The sequence below is a fragment of the Streptomyces sp. NPDC018026 genome, from assembly GCF_044327745.1.
Taxonomy (GTDB): Bacteria; Actinomycetota; Actinomycetes; order Streptomycetales; family Streptomycetaceae; genus Streptomyces; species Streptomyces rubrogriseus.
The window spans coordinates 32,448-47,982 of sequence record NZ_JBIRFY010000002.1; the positions used below are offsets into that span (position 1 = coordinate 32,448).

A 15,535-nucleotide genomic window follows, 5' to 3' on the forward strand; every position below is an offset into this window, starting at 1 on the left:
CGGTGGACGGAGCCGTTACGCTGGATGCGTGGCAGTCGTCGATGTATCCGAAGAGCTGAAGTCCCTCTCCTCGACCATGGAGTCGATCGAGGCCGTCCTGGACCTCGACAGGCTGAGGGCAGACATCGCCGTGCTCGAGGAGCAGGCGGCCGCGCCCTCCCTGTGGGACGACCCGGAGGCGGCGCAGAAGATCACCAGCAAGCTCTCGCACCTCCAGGCCGAGGTGCGGAAGACCGAGGCCCTGCGCGGCCGGATCGACGATCTCGGCGTGCTCTTCGAGATGGCCGAGGAGGAGGACGACCCGGACACCCGCGCCGAGGCCGAGTCCGAGCTCGCGGCCGTCCGCAAGGCGCTGGACGAGATGGAGGTCCGCACCCTGCTCTCCGGCGAGTACGACGCGCGCGAGGCGCTCGTCAACATCCGCGCCGAGGCGGGTGGCGTGGACGCCGCCGACTTCGCCGAGAAGCTCCAGCGCATGTACCTGCGCTGGGCCGAGCAGCACGGCTACAAGACCGAGGTCTACGAGACGTCGTACGCGGAGGAGGCCGGCATCAAGTCGACCACCTTCGCCGTGCAGTCGCCGTACGCCTACGGCACCCTCTCCGTCGAGCAGGGCACGCACCGGCTGGTGCGCATCTCGCCCTTCGACAACCAGGGGCGCCGCCAGACCTCCTTCGCGGGCGTCGAGATCCTCCCCGTGGTCGAGCAGACCGACCACATCGAGATCGACGAGTCCGAGCTGCGGGTGGACGTGTACCGCTCCTCCGGCCCCGGCGGCCAGGGCGTGAACACCACCGACTCGGCGGTGCGCCTGACCCACATCCCCACCGGCATCGTCGTCTCCTGCCAGAACGAGCGCTCCCAGATCCAGAACAAGGCCACCGCCATGAACGTCCTCCAGGCCAAGCTCCTGGAGCGGCGCCGCCAGGAGGAGCAGGCCAAGATGGACGCCCTCAAGGGCGACGGGGGCAACTCCTGGGGCAACCAGATGCGTTCGTACGTGCTGCACCCATACCAGATGGTCAAGGACCTGCGCACGGAGCACGAAGTGGGCAACCCGGAGGCCGTGTTCAACGGCGAGATCGACGGTTTCCTGGAGGCCGGAATTCGCTGGCGCAAGCAGCGGGAGAAGTAACGCGAGGCGGAACCGCCGCTTTGTCGACAAGGCAACTGCCGCCCCTCCGGCGGCGGTTGCCTTTTCTCTGACCCCCGTTCGCCGGTGATGTCTGGGTTTTGCATCACACTCACACCCATTGTGTCCGGCATACGTCCCGTACCCGGACATCGCGTACGCAATGGCCTTGACGTTGCTTTGAACATTCGGAATGGTGAGGCGCGGCATGCGTATTTCTGGGGCGCATGTGAACCGGGGGGCTTGAGCACACATGCAGCCACCCCCGTCGATCACGGCCCCCGAGTGCGGCCTCGACGACTAAAACGGCTACTGGGGGTAGCAACTACATGACGAAGAAGACGCGCATCCGTGTCGCGCGCATAGCGGCCGGCGCCGTGATCGCGGCCGGCGCCTCCCTGACCGCCGCGGGTGCCGCCTCGGCGCTCGACATCGGCGTGAGCGCCAGCGCCGACGACCAGGGTCTCGGCCTCGGCGTAAGCGTCCAGGGCGGCGAGGAGGACGGCGGCCTGACCGAGGGCTCCAGCGTCGGCGTGAGCGAGGGCACCTCCGAAGGGACGTCCGAGGGCACGTCCGAGGGGACCTCGGAGGGTACTTCTGAGGGCACTTCGGTCGGTACCTCCGAGGGCACCTCGGAAGGGACGTCCGAGGGTACTTCCGAGGGCACCTCCGAGGGGACCTCGGTCGGCACCTCGGAGGGGACTTCTGAGGGCACTTCGGTCGGTACCTCCGAGGGCACCTCGGAAGGGACGTCCGAGGGCACCTCCGAGGGCACCTCCACCGGCACGTCCGAGGGCGGTGACAACGGCGGCACCGGGGACAACGGTGGCAACGGCGACAATGGTGGCGCCGGTGACAACGGCGGCAACGGTGACAACGGCGGTTCCGGCGACAATGGCGGCAACGGCAACGGCAACGGCGGCAACGCCGGCGGTGCCGGTGGCGGTGACAACACCACCCCCGATGGCGGTGGCAACGACAACGTCGCTCAGGAGGAGGGTTCCTCCGCGCTGACCGACACCGGCGAGGAGGCCCCGGCCTCCGACACCGCCGCCCAGGGCAGCGGCGAGGAGCTCGCCGAGACCGGCGCCGCGGAGACCACGTTCCTGCTGGTCGGCGCCGCGACGATGATCGCCGGCGGCATCGGCTTCCGCTTCCTGCCGCGCCTGATGAACGGCCGCGGGGCAGCTGCCTGACGGTAGCCGTCCGCGTACACATCGCACACGCGGAGGAGGGGCCCGGAGCGTCATCGCTCCGGGCCCCTCCCGTGTCCTACGTGTCTTCCGCCACTATTTCGGCGCCCGCGCCCGCGCCCGTCCGTGTCCTGGCGGGCACCCAGGGCCGCTCCAGGGCCGTCAGACGGTCTGGTGGGCCAGCAGGGCCACCGCGGCGACCAGCATCGCCAGCAGCACGATCAGCGTCGTCGGATTCAGCCCCGTGAGGAAGCTGTTCTCCTGCTGCAGCCGCTCGCGGTTGGCCCGGCAGACCGGGCACCTGCCCTCGCTCACGGGCGACGCGCAGTTCGCGCACACCAACCGGTCGTACGTCATGCGCTCACCCTCCTTGCCGCCGGCTCCCTTGGGACAACGCCCGCGACGACGCGAACGTTCCCCCCTCCCACTGTGCCAGGTTCCGAAGGGCCCCGCGCGCCCTCCCGTGGGGACAAAACGCGCAACTGATACGCAACCCCGACCGGTGACTGCGGTCCGCTCCCCGGTTCGCGTATGGTCACGCACATCTACCCCCGGCGACCCGTGGTGCATTCGTGATCCGATTCGACAACGTCTCCAAGGTCTACCCCAAACAGAGCCACCCAGCCCTCAGGGACGTCTCCCTGGAGGTCGAGAAGGGCGAGTTCGTCTTCCTCGTGGGGTCCTCCGGCTCCGGAAAGTCCACCTTCCTGCGACTGATCCTCCGCGAGGAGCGGTGCAGCCACGGACAGGTACACGTCCTCGGGAAGGACCTCGCCCGCCTGTCCAACTGGAAGGTGCCGCAGATGCGGCGCCAGCTGGGGACGGTGTTCCAGGACTTCCGCCTGCTGCCGAACAAGACGGTCGGCGAGAACGTCGCCTTCGCCCAGGAGGTCATCGGCAAGTCCCGCGGCGAGATCCGCAAGTCCGTGCCGCAGGTCCTCGACCTCGTCGGACTCGGCGGCAAGGAGGACCGCAGGCCCGGCGAGCTGTCCGGCGGTGAGCAGCAGCGCGTCGCCATCGCGCGCGCCTTCGTCAACCGGCCCAAGCTGCTGATCGCCGACGAGCCCACGGGCAACCTCGACCCGCAGACCTCGGTCGGCATCATGAAGCTGCTCGACCGGATCAACCGGACGGGCACCACCGTGGTGATGGCCACGCACGACCAGAACATCGTGGACCAGATGCGCAAGCGCGTCATCGAGCTGGAGAAGGGCCGCCTCGTCCGGGACCAGGCACGCGGTGTCTACGGCTACCAGCACTGACGAGCCACTGACGACGAGGAACGAAAGGCTTAACGAGACGCCATGCGCGCCCAGTTCGTAGTCTCGGAGATCGGAGTCGGTCTTCGCCGCAATCTGACGATGACCTTCGCGGTCATCGTCTCGGTCGCCCTGTCCCTGGCCCTGTTCGGCGGTTCGCTGCTGATGAGCGACCAGGTCACCACCATGAAGGGCTACTGGTACGACAAGGTCAACGTCTCGGTCTTCCTCTGCAACAAGAGCGACGCCGAGTCCGACCCCAACTGCGCCAAGGGCGCGGTGACCGAGGACCAGAAGAAGCAGATCATGTCCGACCTCGACGAGATGGCCGTCGTCGAGAAGGTGACGTACGAGTCGCAGGACGAGGCGTACAAGCACTACAAGGAGCAGTTCGGCGACTCGCCGCTGGCCAGCTCCCTCACGCCGGACCAGATGCAGGAGTCGTACCGGATCAAGCTGAAGGACCCGGAGAAGTACCAGGTCATCGCGACCGCGTTCGACGGTCGTGAGGGCGTGCAGTCCGTGCAGGACCAGAAGGGCATCCTGGACAACCTCTTCGGTCTGCTCAACGGCATGAACTGGGCCGCCCGCGCGGTGATGGCGCTCATGCTCGTGGTCGCCCTGATGCTGATCGTCAACACCGTGCGCGTCTCGGCGTTCAGCCGGCGCCGTGAGACCGGCATCATGCGCCTCGTGGGCGCGTCGGGGTTCTACATCCAGGCGCCGTTCATCATGGAGGCGGCGGTCGCCGGTCTCATCGGCGGTGGTGTGGCCTGCGGATTCCTGGTGATCGCCAGGTACTTCATCATCGATCACGGACTCGCCCTGTCCGAGAAGCTGAACCTGATCAACTTCATCGGCTGGGACGCCGTCCTGACGAAGCTGCCGCTCATCCTGGCCACGAGCCTGCTGATGCCCGCGTTGGCCGCGTTCTTCGCGTTGCGCAAGTACCTGAAGGTGTGACACATGCCAAGAGGGCCGCGCGGTCAAGGGACCGTGCGGCCCTTGCCCGTTGTCCTAGACTCACCGGCATGTCAGGTCGTGACCTGCTCTGCCGGCCCCGCCGCGTACGCCACGGGGCTGCCCTGACCTTGGTGTTCGCGAGTGTGCTCGTCGCGGGCGCGGCCACCGGCTCGCTGCCCGGGACGGACCGGAGGTCCGAGCCCGGCACGGCCCGTTCGGCCGCCCCGGCCGGTCAGCAGGCCCGCCACGACGACGTAGCCCGCGCGGCGGCCGAGGCCATGGCCGACGGCAAGTCCCCCGTGGAGGCAGCCGAACGCGCGGTCAGCCGCAGCGGGGACCGCTGGGGGGCCGTCTACTCCCAGGGTGAGTACGAGGAGTTGGAGGACGCCCTCGACGGCCGCTACACCGGCGTCGGGCTCTCCGCGCGCCGCGAACGCGACGGCCGCATCGAGGTGACCCGGGTGCGCTCCGGCTCGCCGGCCGCCGACGCCGGGATCCGCGAGGGCGACCGGCTGCGCAGCGTGGACGGCGAGCGGGTCGACGGACGGCCCGTCACCGAGGTCGTCTCCATACTGCGCGGCGACGGCGAGCAGGAGCCCGCCGGCACCGCCGTCCGGCTGGGCCTGGAGCGCGGCACGCGCGCGTGGACCGAGACCGTACGCCGCGCCCGGCTGTCCACGGACTCCGTGACGGTCCGCACGCTCGCCGACGGCCTCACCGTCGTCAAGGTCACCTCCTTCACCAAGGGCGTCGGCGAGCAGGTGCGCGAGTCCGTGGCCCGGGTGCCGTCCGGCGCCGGGGTCGTCCTCGACCTGCGCGGCAACTCCGGCGGCCTGGTCACCGAGGCCGTCACCGCCGCCTCCGCCTTCCTCGACGGCGGCCTGGTCGCCACGTACGACGTCGACGGGGACCAGCGGGCTCTGCACGCCGAGCCCGGCGGCGACACCACCAGACCCCTGGTCGCGCTCGTCGACGGCGGCACGATGAGCGCGGCCGAGCTGCTCACCGGAGCCCTCCAGGACCGCGGCCGGGCGGTCGTGCTGGGCTCCCGCACCTTCGGCAAGGGCTCGGTGCAGATGCCGAGCCGGCTGCCCGGCGGCTCGGTGGCCGAGCTGACCGTCGGCCACTACCGCACCCCCTCCGGCCGCGGCGTCGACGGCGTGGGCATCACGCCCGACCTGGAGGTCGACCCGACGGACCCGGCCGCCCTCACGCGGGCCCGGACGGTGCTGAGCGGGCTCGGGCCGACCGCGTAATCGGCTTTCCGCCAGGCCCCTCCGTAGTGCCAAAATGGACCGCACTATGGCTAAGGAAAAAGGGCGCAAGCTGATCGCGCAGAACAAGAAGGCGCGGCACGACTACCAGATCCTCGACACCTACGAGGCCGGCCTCGTGCTGTCCGGTACCGAGGTGAAGTCGCTGCGTCAGGGGCGGGCCTCGCTGGTCGACGGCTTCGTGCAGCTGGACGGTCACGAGGCGTGGCTGCACAACGTGCACGTGCCGGAGTACAGCCAGGGCACCTGGACCAACCACAGCGCGCGGCGCAAGCGGAAGCTGCTGCTGCACCGGGTGGAGATCGACAAGCTGGAGTCGAAGTCCCAGGAGACCGGTCACACGATCGTGCCCCTGGCGCTCTACTTCAAGGACGGTCGGGCCAAGGTCGAGATCGCGCTGGCGCGCGGCAAGAAGGAGTACGACAAGCGCCAGACCCTCCGGGAGAAGCAGGACCGGCGCGAGGCGGAGCGGACGATCTCCGCGATCCGGCGCAAGCAGCGGGCCTGACGCCGCCCGCCGCCGGGAATAGGCTGGCACCCGTACGCGTTGGTCACGTACGATGGCACTGCACCCCACAGAGGATGCGCACCCTCCTCGGAGGGACCTCTTCGGAGGACTTGAAAAATCAACATGGGGATGATCGGTTTCGACAGCGGCTGTCGAAGCAGGGGAAGCGTGTCGAGGAAGCGGCCATGATCTCGTAAACCACAGGCCGAAAAAATAATCGCCAACACCAAGCGCGATTCCTCCCAGCAGGCCTTCGCCCTCGCTGCCTGATCTCAGGTAGCGAAGCGAGCCTCCTACTAAGGGAGTGTCAGCCCGGGGCTGTTCCCGACCCGGATCCTGGCATCAGCTAGGGGACTAAACCTTGATCCCGGTCACGGGGTGAAGAGGGAAACCAAACAGTGACTGAGCCCGTCGGAGACTTGTCCGCGTGATCTCCGGGGCTGAGAAAATCGAAGCGGACTGCACACGGAGAAGCCCTGATTCCGCACCGTTGGACGCGGGTTCGATTCCCGCCATCTCCACATTCCCAGGGAACCCCCTGGGTCACCGGCCACGTGTCGGCGACCCAGGGGGTTCCTGCGTTCACAGTGACCGTTTGGCCGGCTTGGCCGGCAGCAGGGTCAGGAGCAGGGCCGTCGCGGCCGCCGTGACCGGGATGCCGTAGGCGGCGGTGGGGGAGACGTGTTCCACCGTCCAGCCGCCCGCCGCGCTGCCGCAGGCGATGCCGCCGAGGAGGCCGGTCACCGCGAGGGTCATGCCCTCGTTCAGGCGGCCCTCCGGGGTGCGGTGCTGGACCAGCGTCATGGTGGTGACCATCGTCGGGGCCGTCGCCATCCCGCCGATCAGCAGGGTGAGCGCCAGCAGGGGCAGGGAGCCGCTGAGGGAGGCCGCGAGCAGCGGTAGGGTGAGCAGGGCCGTCATCGCGGCCACGCACCACGGCAGCCGGTGCTCGGGCGGCCCGGCGGGCTTGACCGCGCCGTAGAGCAGACCCGCCGCGCACGAACCGGCCGCCTGCAACGCGAGGACCAGACCGGCCGCCGCGCGATGACCCTGTGCGTCCGCGAACGCGATGGTGACGACCTCCATGGCGCCGAACACCCCGCCCATCGCCAGGCACACCACCAGCAGCGACGGGATGCCCGGGGCCCGGAAGGGCGCCTTCGCCGTCGGGCGCGGGCGGGCCGGCGGCTCGGTCGAGCGCTGGGCGGTGAACAGCAGCATGCCGGTCACCAGCAGCGCCACGGCCACCAGCGTGCCCGCCTCCGGGAAGAGCGCGGTGCACAGGAACGCCGCGAGGACCGGCCCGAACATGTAGCACAGTTCGTCCGTGGCCTGCTCGAAGGAGTTCGCGGTGTGCAGCGCGTCGGCGTCGCCTTTCAGCAGGTGGGCCCAGCGGGCGCGGGCCATGCCGCCGGTGTTGGGCGTCGTCGCGGTGGCGGCGTACGCGGCGAACAGGGTCCAGGCGGGTGCCCCGTGGCGCACGCACAGCAGCAGGGCGACCGAGCCCAGCGCGGCGAACAGGGTGGCGGGTACGGCCACCCGGGCCTGGCCGTACCGGTCCACGAGCCGCGCGGTCCACGGGGCGACCAGCGCCGTCGCCGCCAGCCCGGTCGCGGTGACCGCGCCGGCGAGCGCGTACGAACCACGGGTGCCGGCGATCATCACGACGGCGCTGACGCTGAACATGCCCATGGGCAGCCGGGCGATGAGATTCCCGAGCGTGAACGCTCGGGCGCCGGGAGTGGACAGGAGCCGCCGGTACGGGCCGGGTGGCCGGCGCCGGGTGCGGGGGCGGGTGCGGGGGCGGAAGTCGGCCGCGACCAGGGTGTCGGCGGTGACGGCCAGGAAGGGGGAGGCCGGTGTGGGACGGGAGGGGTGCGCTGGGGTCGGCTGCGGCATGGGTCCACCGTCGCCCGGCGACGATCAGCGGGTCCAACACCTTCTCCGTGGCCATTCACGCACCGGCGTTGTAAATTCGCCGGATGCCCGCACCCGCCCATCTCGACCCGCGACTCCTGCGCGCCTTCGTCGCGGTCGCCGAGGAACTGCACTTCACCCGCGCCGCCGCCCGCCTCTACGTCGCCCAGCAGGCGCTCAGCAGGGACGTGCGGCGACTGGAGCGGGAGTTGGGCGCCGAGCTGTTCGTCCGGACCACCCGGCAGGTGACGCCGACGGCCGACGGCGAGCGGCTGCTGCCGTACGCCCGCCGGGTCCTCCAGGCGCAGGACGACCTGTTGGCCGCCTTCGGGCAGGCCCGCCCGCTGCTGGTAGACCTCAACTCCCCGGGTCTGGCCACCGGCCGCCTGGTCCTGGAGCGGGCCCGGGCGCTCGCGCCCGAGCAGGAGCTGATGGCGCGTTACGAGAGCGGACTGACCCACGCCGCCGGTGAACTGGTCGCGGGTCGCCTCGACGCCTCCTTCGGCCGGTTCGCGGGGCTGCCCGCGGCGCTGCGGGCGGGGCTCGGCCATCAGCCGGTGCGCTACGAGCCCATGGCGGTCGTGCTGCCCGAGGATCACCCGCTGGCCCGGCTGGAGCGGGTGCCGCTCGCCGCTCTCGCCGGGGAGACCGTGTACGCCGGGGCCGGTAATCCGCGCACGCCGGAGTGGACCGACCTCGCGCACCGCCTGTTCGAGGGACGCGGCATCGACGTGGCGTCCCCCGTACCGCTGGCGGTCGGCGAGGAGGAGTTCCGGCGCATCATGGACAAGACGCGCAATCCCATCCTCGCCGTGGAGGGCTTTCCGGCCATGCCCTCGACCGTGGTGCGCCCGCTCGTCGACCCCGTGCCGCTCTCGCCGGTGTCGCTCGTCTGGCGAAAGGGACTGGTGCATCCCGCGCTCGACGCGCTGCGCCGGGCAGCCGCGCAGGTCGCGACCGAAAACGGTTGGCTCGCGGCTCCCGGTGAGGGATGGATTCCGGCCGCCGACGCGGCTGTGATGTCCGTCCACAAGTGACACGCGGCAACCACACATCCTCCGCGTGCGCTACATTCTTTGCCTGAGCACGGTGTGATACAGGGGGCGCTCGAACCTGGTGGGGGCCGGTTCGGCCGACGAGTGCTCGGAGTCGTATGCGCACCCGGAAGTGTTCCGTGGGGGGAAGTGCGCGCACGTGAAGAATTGGCAAAAAGACGCCCAACCGGAGTGGCCCGAGGTCGAGTCCGGGGCTCGTGATCTCCCGGAGGCCGGACGAGATGCTGACGCCACCGAGGTGCTGCCCCCTACCCGGGCCGTCCCGCCGGCCGGGGGACCCCCGGTGACCGCGTCGGGTCCGGGGTGGTTCGGCGAATCCGGCGAGAGCCCGCGCGGCCGCGGGAGTTCCGACGCCGACCGGACGCAGATCCTGGGTTCCCGAATAGGCGGCCGCGCGCCGGGCCCGGACCCGCTGGCCCAGGGGCGGATAACCTGGGGCAGAACGGACCCGGCCGGAGCCGACCACGACAACGCCGCCCCGGCGACCGGATCCGGCCACACCCGCGGCACCGGCACCGGAACCGGCTCGGACCCCGACCGGACGGACGTCCTCCCGTCGGCCGGTCCCGCCGCCCCGGCTCCGCCGACCCTCGCCTTCCCCGCACCGGCACCGGCTCCCGCACCGGCCCCCGCCCCCGCACCTCTCCCCGTGCCCTCGCCTTCCCCCGGCCCCGCCACCGCCGCACTCCGCGACCCCTGGCAGGAGACGCCGGACACGGACGGCGACGCGGGCACCGGCACCGCCGCCGGGCACACCCACGACCCGCACGAGGTCACCGTCCAGCTCGACGCCGTCCACCTCGGCGACGGCGGCGTGCTCCTGCGGGCCGACAGCGGGCACCGCAAGGGGGCCCCGGAGGCCTCCGACGGGCCCGTCTTCGTCGACGCGTCCGGCCGCCGCAGCCGCCTCTACCGCCGCCTCGGCATCCTGGTCGGCATCGCCTGCGCGGTCTACGCCGTCGTCATCGTCTCCACGCTGCTCTCCGGCAACTCCGACGCGCCCTGGATGCCCGTGCCGGGCCAGGAGGAGGGCGCACCGGCCGGCCAGGTCGACACCACCCCGGCGCCCTCGCAGTCGGCGCAGCCCTCCGGCACCGGCAACGCCACCACCCCGCAGGCCACTCCCTCGGCCGACGCCGGTACCGGCGTGACGACCGAACCGGGCGGCGGGGCACCCGCGTCCGGTACGTCCGGAGTGCCGGGCGGCAGCACGGGGCAGCCCGGTACGAGCGCCGACCCCGAGTCCTCGGCGACCGGCAGCGGCCAGGACCCGGGCGGCTCCGGCACGACCGGCCCCGACCCGACGCAGTCCACCGAGGTGCCGCCGTCCACCGGCACGGACCCCTCGGCCCCGACCGGCGACGGCGACCCCTCCGCCGGCCCGACCCAGCCCACCGGCGGTTCCACCACGGACACCGACCCGGGCGCGGGCGGCACCAACGCCAACGGCGCGGTCGGCCCGGACCCCGTCGCGGCTCCGGCCGGCGCCTCCGCCGTGGCCGCCGAACCGGCCGCCGCAACCTCCACGTCCCCCTCCCTTTCCCTGTCCCCGGAGAACACCCTCTGATGGCATCCAGCACCCGCCGTCACGGGGCCGCGCGCAGCGCCCGTGAGGGCTCCCGCCGTCGCCTGCCCTTGCGCCTGCTGCTTCCGCTGCTCGTCCTGGTCGCCCTGGTGGCGATGCTCATGCTGCGCGGATACGTGCACAGCGAGATCCTCGCCGACCACCGCGTCCAGCCGCCCGCCGCCACCGACAAGGTGCCGCAGAAGATCCTGGAGGGCGGCCCGGTCATCGACGTGCGCGGCGGCCGCACCGAGAGCCTGAGCGTGCCCGACCACCGGCTGGTCCTCACCTTCGACGACGGCCCGGACCCGACCTGGACCCCGCGGGTCCTCGACGTGCTCAAGAAGCACGACGCGCACGCGGTCTTCTTCGTCACCGGCACCATGGCCTCCCGCTACCCGGACCTCGTCGAGCGCATGGTCGACGAGGGCCACGAGGTGGGCCTGCACACCTTCAACCACCCCGACCTCTCCTTCCAGTCCAAGAAGCGCATCGACTGGGAGCTGTCGCAGAACCAGCTGGCGATCACCGGCGCGGCCGGGGTGCGCACCTCGCTGTTCCGGCCGCCGTACTCCTCCTTCGCCGACGCCATGGACAACAAGTCCTGGCCGGTCACCGAGTACATCGGCAGCCGCGGCTACATCACCGTCGTCAACAACACCGACAGCGAGGACTGGAAGAAGCCCGGCGTCGACGAGATCATCCGCCGCGCCACCCCGAAGGGCGGCAAGGGCGCCATCGTCCTGATGCACGACTCCGGCGGCGACCGCCACCAGACCGTGCAGGCCCTGGACCGGTTCCTGCCCGACCTGAAGAAGAAGGGCTACGAGTTCGACAACCTCACCGAGGCCCTGGACGTGCCCAGCGCCATGAGCCCGGTGACCGGCGCCGAACTCTGGAAGGGCAGGGCGTGGGTCTTCCTGGTCCAGGCCTCGGAGAAGCTCACCGACGGCCTGGTGGTGGGCCTGGCGGTGATCGGCACGCTGGTCATCGGACGCTTCGCGCTGATGCTGCTCCTGTCCGGCGTGCACGCCCGCCGGGTGCGCCGCCGCCGCTTCCGCTGGGGACCGGCCGTCACGCAACCGGTCACGGTGCTGGTCCCGGCGTACAACGAGGCCAAGTGCATCGAGAACACGGTGCGTTCCCTGGTGGCCAGCGACCACCCGGTCGAGGTCATCGTCATCGACGACGGCTCCAGCGACGGCACCGCCCGCATCGTGGAGGGGCTCGGCCTGCCGGGAGTCCGGGTGATCCGGCAGCTCAACGCGGGCAAGCCGGCCGCGCTCAACCGGGGCCTGGCCAACGCCCGGTACGACATCGTCGTGATGATGGACGGCGACACCGTCTTCGAGCCGTCCACCGTCCGCGAACTCGTTCAGCCCTTCGGCGACCCCAGGGTGGGCGCCGTGGCGGGCAACGCCAAGGTCGGCAACAAGGACAGCCTCATCGGCGCCTGGCAGCACATCGAGTACGTGATGGGCTTCAACCTGGACCGCCGGATGTACGACGTCCTCGGCTGCATGCCGACCATCCCCGGCGCGGTCGGCGCCTTCCGCCGTTCCGCCCTGGAACCCATCGGCGGCATGAGCGACGACACGCTCGCCGAGGACACCGACGTCACCATGGCGCTGCACCGGGCCGGCTGGCGGGTGGTCTACGCCGAGAACGCCCGCGCCTGGACCGAGGCCCCGGAGTCCGTCGGCCAGCTGTGGTCCCAGCGCTACCGCTGGTCGTACGGCACCATGCAGGCCATCTGGAAGCACCGCCGCGCGGTGATCGAGAAGGGCCCCTCGGGCCGCTTCGGCCGCGTCGGCCTGCCCTTCGTCTCCCTGTTCATGGTGCTGGCCCCGCTGCTCGCCCCGCTGATCGACGTCTTCCTGCTCTACGGCCTGGTCTTCGGCCCGACCGAGAAGACGATCGTGGCGTGGCTGGGCGTGCTGGCCATCCAGGCGGTGTGCGCGGCGTACGCCTTCCGGCTCGACCGGGAGAAGCTGACCCCGCTCATCTCGCTGCCCCTCCAGCAGATCCTGTACCGCCAGATCATGTACGTGGTGCTGCTCCAGTCCTGGATCACGGCGCTCACCGGCGGCCGGCTGCGCTGGCAGAAGCTGCGGCGCAGCGGCGGCGTGTCCGCGCCGCCGCCCGGCGGCGACGGCGTGCCGCCCCAGCGGCGGTCCGGCGCGATGGACGGGAGGCCGGTCGGATGACCACCCCGCCCTACGACCCGACGCGACCGCCCCCCGCACCCGGCCCGGCCACGCCGTTCCCGACCACGCCCTTCCCGGCCACGCCCGCCACGCCCCGGAGCGCCCCGCACATGACCGCACCACCCCTCCAGCCGCCCGTGGGCACCGACACCGACGTGCCGCCGGTGCCCCAGCAGAAGCAGGCCCGGCGCGCTCCCGTGCGCGACCGGTACTTCGACCTGCTGCGGGCGGTGGCGCTCTTCCGGGTGGTCCTCTACCACCTGATGGGCTGGGCCTGGCTGCCGGTGGTGTTCCCGTCCATGGGCGTCATGTTCGCCCTCGCGGGCAACCTGATGGCCCGCAGCCTCAAGCGGCCCGCCGTCCAGGTCGTGCGCAGCCGCATGCGCCGCCTGCTGCCGCCGCTGTGGCTGCTGGGCGTCGTGGGCGTGACCGGCATGGTGCTGCAGGGCTGGGGACCGAACGAGGACGGGCACCCGGGCTGGTGGTGGTTCCACCTCCTCTACTGGATCCTGCCGCTGAGCGACCCGCCCTTCGCCGAGAGCGTGCCGGGCATCCACGCCATCCTGGGCGAGGACTGGGCCGCGGAACTCGGCGGGCCGCTGTGGTACATCCGCGCCTACCTCTGGTACGTCCTGCTCTCCCCGGTGCTGCTGCGCGCGCTGCGCGCCCTGCCGTGGCTGACGATCCTCGCGCCCCTCGCCCTGTCGGCCGCCTTCCAGTTCGGCTATCTGAACCTGCCCGGCGAGCGCTTCCCGTCCGCGCTCACGGACTTCAGCACCTTCGGCGCCTGCTGGATCCTCGGCATGGCCCACCAGGAAGGCGTCCTGAAGCGGCTGCCGCGCTACGTCGTGCCCTCGGTCGCTCCGGTGATCGCCGCACTGGGGCTCTGGTACGCCTTCAGGGAGGGCTTCAAGACCGGGTACGACCTGGACTCCATCCCCTTCGCGCAGGCCGTCTGGTCCTTCGCCACGGTGCTGCTGCTCCTGCACGTCAGCCCGTCGTGGACCGAGTGGCCGCGCCGGCTGCGCCGCTGGGACCGGCTGATCACGCTGCTCAACTCCCGCGCGGTGACGATCTACCTGTGGCACAACGTCTGCATCCTGATCGCGGCCACGCTGTGGGACCAGCTGTGGGGCTTCGACGTCATGTACGAGAACGTCCCGTGGCTGCTGGAGAGCCCCTGGCCGGTCCTGGCCATCGCCTGGCTGCTCATCGGGAGCTGCATCGTCTGGTTCGGCTGGATGGAGGACGTGGCGGCCAAGCGCAGCCCCCAGCTGTGGCCGGACGGCGGGAAGCGCACGGCACCGAAGCAGCCCAGAGCCCGCGCCGCGCACCGGGGCTGACGCGTGTCGGCCCTCCGTGCGAGACTGCCCCGGTTGCGCGAGTGAACAGGGTGGCGTGAGCCGGTCAGGGGGAGCAGCGGGATGAGCAGGCGGCAGACGCAGAAGATGCTGGAGCTGATGGCGAGCGGGGAGCCGGTCCAGCTCACCAGCCGGATGTCCTCGGTGAAGAAGCTCGCCAAGCTCGCCTTCGTCGCCCAGCAGTTCGGGTACGAATACGCCGACGTGCGCCAGAGCGGGGGGAACAACGCCGCGCTCACCATGCTGCTCGTCCCCGACCCGAGCCCGCAGGCCCGCACCCGGGCCGCGCAGAACTGGGCGCAGTACCCGAACGCCGGTGACGGCGCGTCGCTGCCGCCGCTCGTGCCGGACGCCTTCGAACTCCTCAAGGCCCGGATCAACTTCGACCTCACCGGCAAGAACGCCCAGAAGAACATGGGCTACGGCGCGCTCGGCGGCACCGTCGCGTGTGTGGTCATCGCCTTCCGCGAGGGCGGCTCGTCCGACGACTTCCTCATCTCCGGGATCATCTGGCTGGTCCTCATGGCGGCCCTGGGCATCGGCTTCCTCGTCACCCGCAAGCGCAACGAGAAGTTCGCCGCCCGGCTGCAGGCCGCCGGCTTCGTGCCGATGGCCGACGAGACGGGACGGGTGCGGTACCTGCCGCCCGGCGGGCAGCTGCCGGGGCACGGAAACCCGTTCGGCGCCGCGCCCGGCGGCTACGGACAGCCGGCCCCCGGCCAGTACGCCGCCCAGCCGCCGCAGCAGCAGCCGTACGGCGGGCCGCAGCAGGCCCAGCAGCCCTACGCGGCTCCCCAGGCCCAGCAGCCCTACGCGCCCCCGCAGGCCCAGCAGCCCTACGCGCCCCCGCAGGCCCAGCAGCCGTACCCGCCGCAGCAGCCCCATCAGCCCCAGCAGCAGCCGTACGCCCAGCCGCAGCAGCAGCCGTACGCGCCGCCGCAGCCGCAGCAGCCGTACCCGCCGCAGGGCCACCCGCAGCAGAACCCGCACTGGCAGCCCCGGCCCCCGCAGGGCTGACCGCGATCTCTCACCCCGCGCCCGTGCCGGGTGAGAGCGACGTTCCCTCCCGGTCATCCACAGCCCCACCGGCCCGAAACGCGTC

At 71.4% G+C, this 15,535-nt stretch carries 13 protein-coding genes and 1 other RNA gene; 12 read left to right on the forward strand and 2 right to left on the reverse strand.

Features of this window, described 5'->3' with window-relative positions; genetic code table 11:
* The first annotated feature begins 28 nt into the window (after positions 1-28).
* On the forward strand, positions 29-1,135 hold the full coding sequence (gene prfB / locus ACH4D3_RS05725) for a peptide chain release factor 2 (RefSeq protein WP_398316736.1): 1,107 nt from the start codon (positions 29-31) through the stop codon (positions 1,133-1,135).
* Between the two features lie 326 nt (positions 1,136-1,461).
* Positions 1,462-2,328, forward strand: a complete 867-nt coding sequence (locus tag ACH4D3_RS05730; RefSeq protein ID WP_398316737.1) for a hypothetical protein — start codon at positions 1,462-1,464, stop codon at positions 2,326-2,328.
* A 159-nt stretch (positions 2,329-2,487) separates the two neighbouring features.
* Here ACH4D3_RS05730 and ACH4D3_RS05735 read toward each other — a convergent pair whose 3' ends face one another.
* Positions 2,488-2,682: a hypothetical protein gene (locus tag ACH4D3_RS05735; RefSeq protein ID WP_398316740.1), complete on the reverse strand. Its 195-nt coding sequence runs from the start codon at positions 2,680-2,682 to the stop codon at positions 2,488-2,490.
* Positions 2,683-2,897: 215 nt separating this feature from the next.
* Between ACH4D3_RS05735 and ftsE the strand changes: the two genes are divergently transcribed.
* From ftsE to ssrA, 5 genes are all read left to right on the forward strand, one after another.
* Entirely contained in the window at positions 2,898-3,587 is a 690-nt protein-coding gene (gene ftsE / locus ACH4D3_RS05740; RefSeq protein ID WP_003975843.1) for a cell division ATP-binding protein FtsE, read from the forward strand.
* Between the two features lie 42 nt (positions 3,588-3,629).
* On the forward strand, positions 3,630-4,547 hold the full coding sequence (ftsX, locus tag ACH4D3_RS05745; RefSeq protein WP_115742401.1) for a permease-like cell division protein FtsX: 918 nt from the start codon (positions 3,630-3,632) through the stop codon (positions 4,545-4,547).
* A 68-nt stretch (positions 4,548-4,615) separates the two neighbouring features.
* Complete coding sequence (locus tag ACH4D3_RS05750; RefSeq protein ID WP_205350992.1) at positions 4,616-5,803, forward strand: S41 family peptidase; 1,188 nt, start codon at positions 4,616-4,618, stop codon at positions 5,801-5,803.
* A gap of 46 nt (positions 5,804-5,849) precedes the next feature.
* Positions 5,850-6,329, forward strand: coding sequence for an SsrA-binding protein SmpB (gene smpB / locus ACH4D3_RS05755; protein WP_007450171.1), 480 nt, complete (start codon positions 5,850-5,852; stop codon positions 6,327-6,329).
* A 125-nt stretch (positions 6,330-6,454) separates the two neighbouring features.
* Positions 6,455-6,853: a transfer-messenger RNA gene (ssrA, locus tag ACH4D3_RS05760) on the forward strand.
* A gap of 58 nt (positions 6,854-6,911) precedes the next feature.
* Here the strand turns inward: ssrA and ACH4D3_RS05765 are convergent.
* On the reverse strand, positions 6,912-8,228 hold the full coding sequence (locus ACH4D3_RS05765) for an MFS transporter (protein WP_115742399.1): 1,317 nt from the start codon (positions 8,226-8,228) through the stop codon (positions 6,912-6,914).
* Between the two features lie 83 nt (positions 8,229-8,311).
* Here ACH4D3_RS05765 and stgR point away from each other — a divergent pair, with 83 nt between their 5' ends.
* From stgR to ACH4D3_RS05790, 5 genes are all read left to right on the forward strand, one after another.
* The gene (gene stgR / locus ACH4D3_RS05770) at positions 8,312-9,283 is read left to right on the forward strand and encodes a LysR family transcriptional regulator StgR (protein ID WP_398316746.1); all 972 of its coding nucleotides are present in this window, start codon (positions 8,312-8,314) and stop codon (positions 9,281-9,283) included.
* Positions 9,284-9,584: 301 nt separating this feature from the next.
* On the forward strand, positions 9,585-10,868 hold the full coding sequence (locus tag ACH4D3_RS05775; protein ID WP_398316749.1) for a hypothetical protein: 1,284 nt from the start codon (positions 9,585-9,587) through the stop codon (positions 10,866-10,868).
* Positions 10,868-13,072, forward strand: coding sequence for a polysaccharide deacetylase family protein (locus ACH4D3_RS05780; RefSeq protein ID WP_398316752.1), 2,205 nt, complete (start codon positions 10,868-10,870; stop codon positions 13,070-13,072). Before ACH4D3_RS05775 ends, ACH4D3_RS05780 begins: the two co-directional genes overlap by 1 nt.
* Positions 13,073-13,182: 110 nt before the next feature.
* The gene (locus tag ACH4D3_RS05785; protein ID WP_398318870.1) at positions 13,183-14,415 is read left to right on the forward strand and encodes an acyltransferase; all 1,233 of its coding nucleotides are present in this window, start codon (positions 13,183-13,185) and stop codon (positions 14,413-14,415) included.
* 81 nt (positions 14,416-14,496) lie between these two features.
* Entirely contained in the window at positions 14,497-15,450 is a 954-nt protein-coding gene (locus ACH4D3_RS05790; RefSeq protein ID WP_398316755.1) for a hypothetical protein, read from the forward strand.
* The last annotated feature ends 85 nt before the right edge of the window (positions 15,451-15,535 follow it).

Excerpts from the sequence above, each read along its gene's own strand:
- ACH4D3_RS05765 (WP_115742399.1), bottom strand. The coding sequence starts at position 8,228 with ATGCCGCAGCCGACCCCAGCGCACCCCTCCCGTCCCACACCGGCCTCC.
- ACH4D3_RS05780 (WP_398316752.1), top strand. The coding sequence starts at position 10,868 with ATGGCATCCAGCACCCGCCGTCACGGGGCCGCGCGCAGCGCCCGTGAG.
- smpB (WP_007450171.1), top strand. The coding sequence starts at position 5,850 with ATGGCTAAGGAAAAAGGGCGCAAGCTGATCGCGCAGAACAAGAAGGCG.
- ACH4D3_RS05735 (WP_398316740.1), bottom strand. The coding sequence starts at position 2,682 with ATGACGTACGACCGGTTGGTGTGCGCGAACTGCGCGTCGCCCGTGAGC.
- ACH4D3_RS05750 (WP_205350992.1), top strand. The coding sequence starts at position 4,616 with ATGTCAGGTCGTGACCTGCTCTGCCGGCCCCGCCGCGTACGCCACGGG.
- ftsX (WP_115742401.1), top strand. The coding sequence starts at position 3,630 with ATGCGCGCCCAGTTCGTAGTCTCGGAGATCGGAGTCGGTCTTCGCCGC.
- ACH4D3_RS05785 (WP_398318870.1), top strand. The coding sequence starts at position 13,183 with ATGACCGCACCACCCCTCCAGCCGCCCGTGGGCACCGACACCGACGTG.
- ACH4D3_RS05730 (WP_398316737.1), top strand. The coding sequence starts at position 1,462 with ATGACGAAGAAGACGCGCATCCGTGTCGCGCGCATAGCGGCCGGCGCC.
- stgR (WP_398316746.1), top strand. The coding sequence starts at position 8,312 with ATGCCCGCACCCGCCCATCTCGACCCGCGACTCCTGCGCGCCTTCGTC.
- ACH4D3_RS05790 (WP_398316755.1), top strand. The coding sequence starts at position 14,497 with ATGAGCAGGCGGCAGACGCAGAAGATGCTGGAGCTGATGGCGAGCGGG.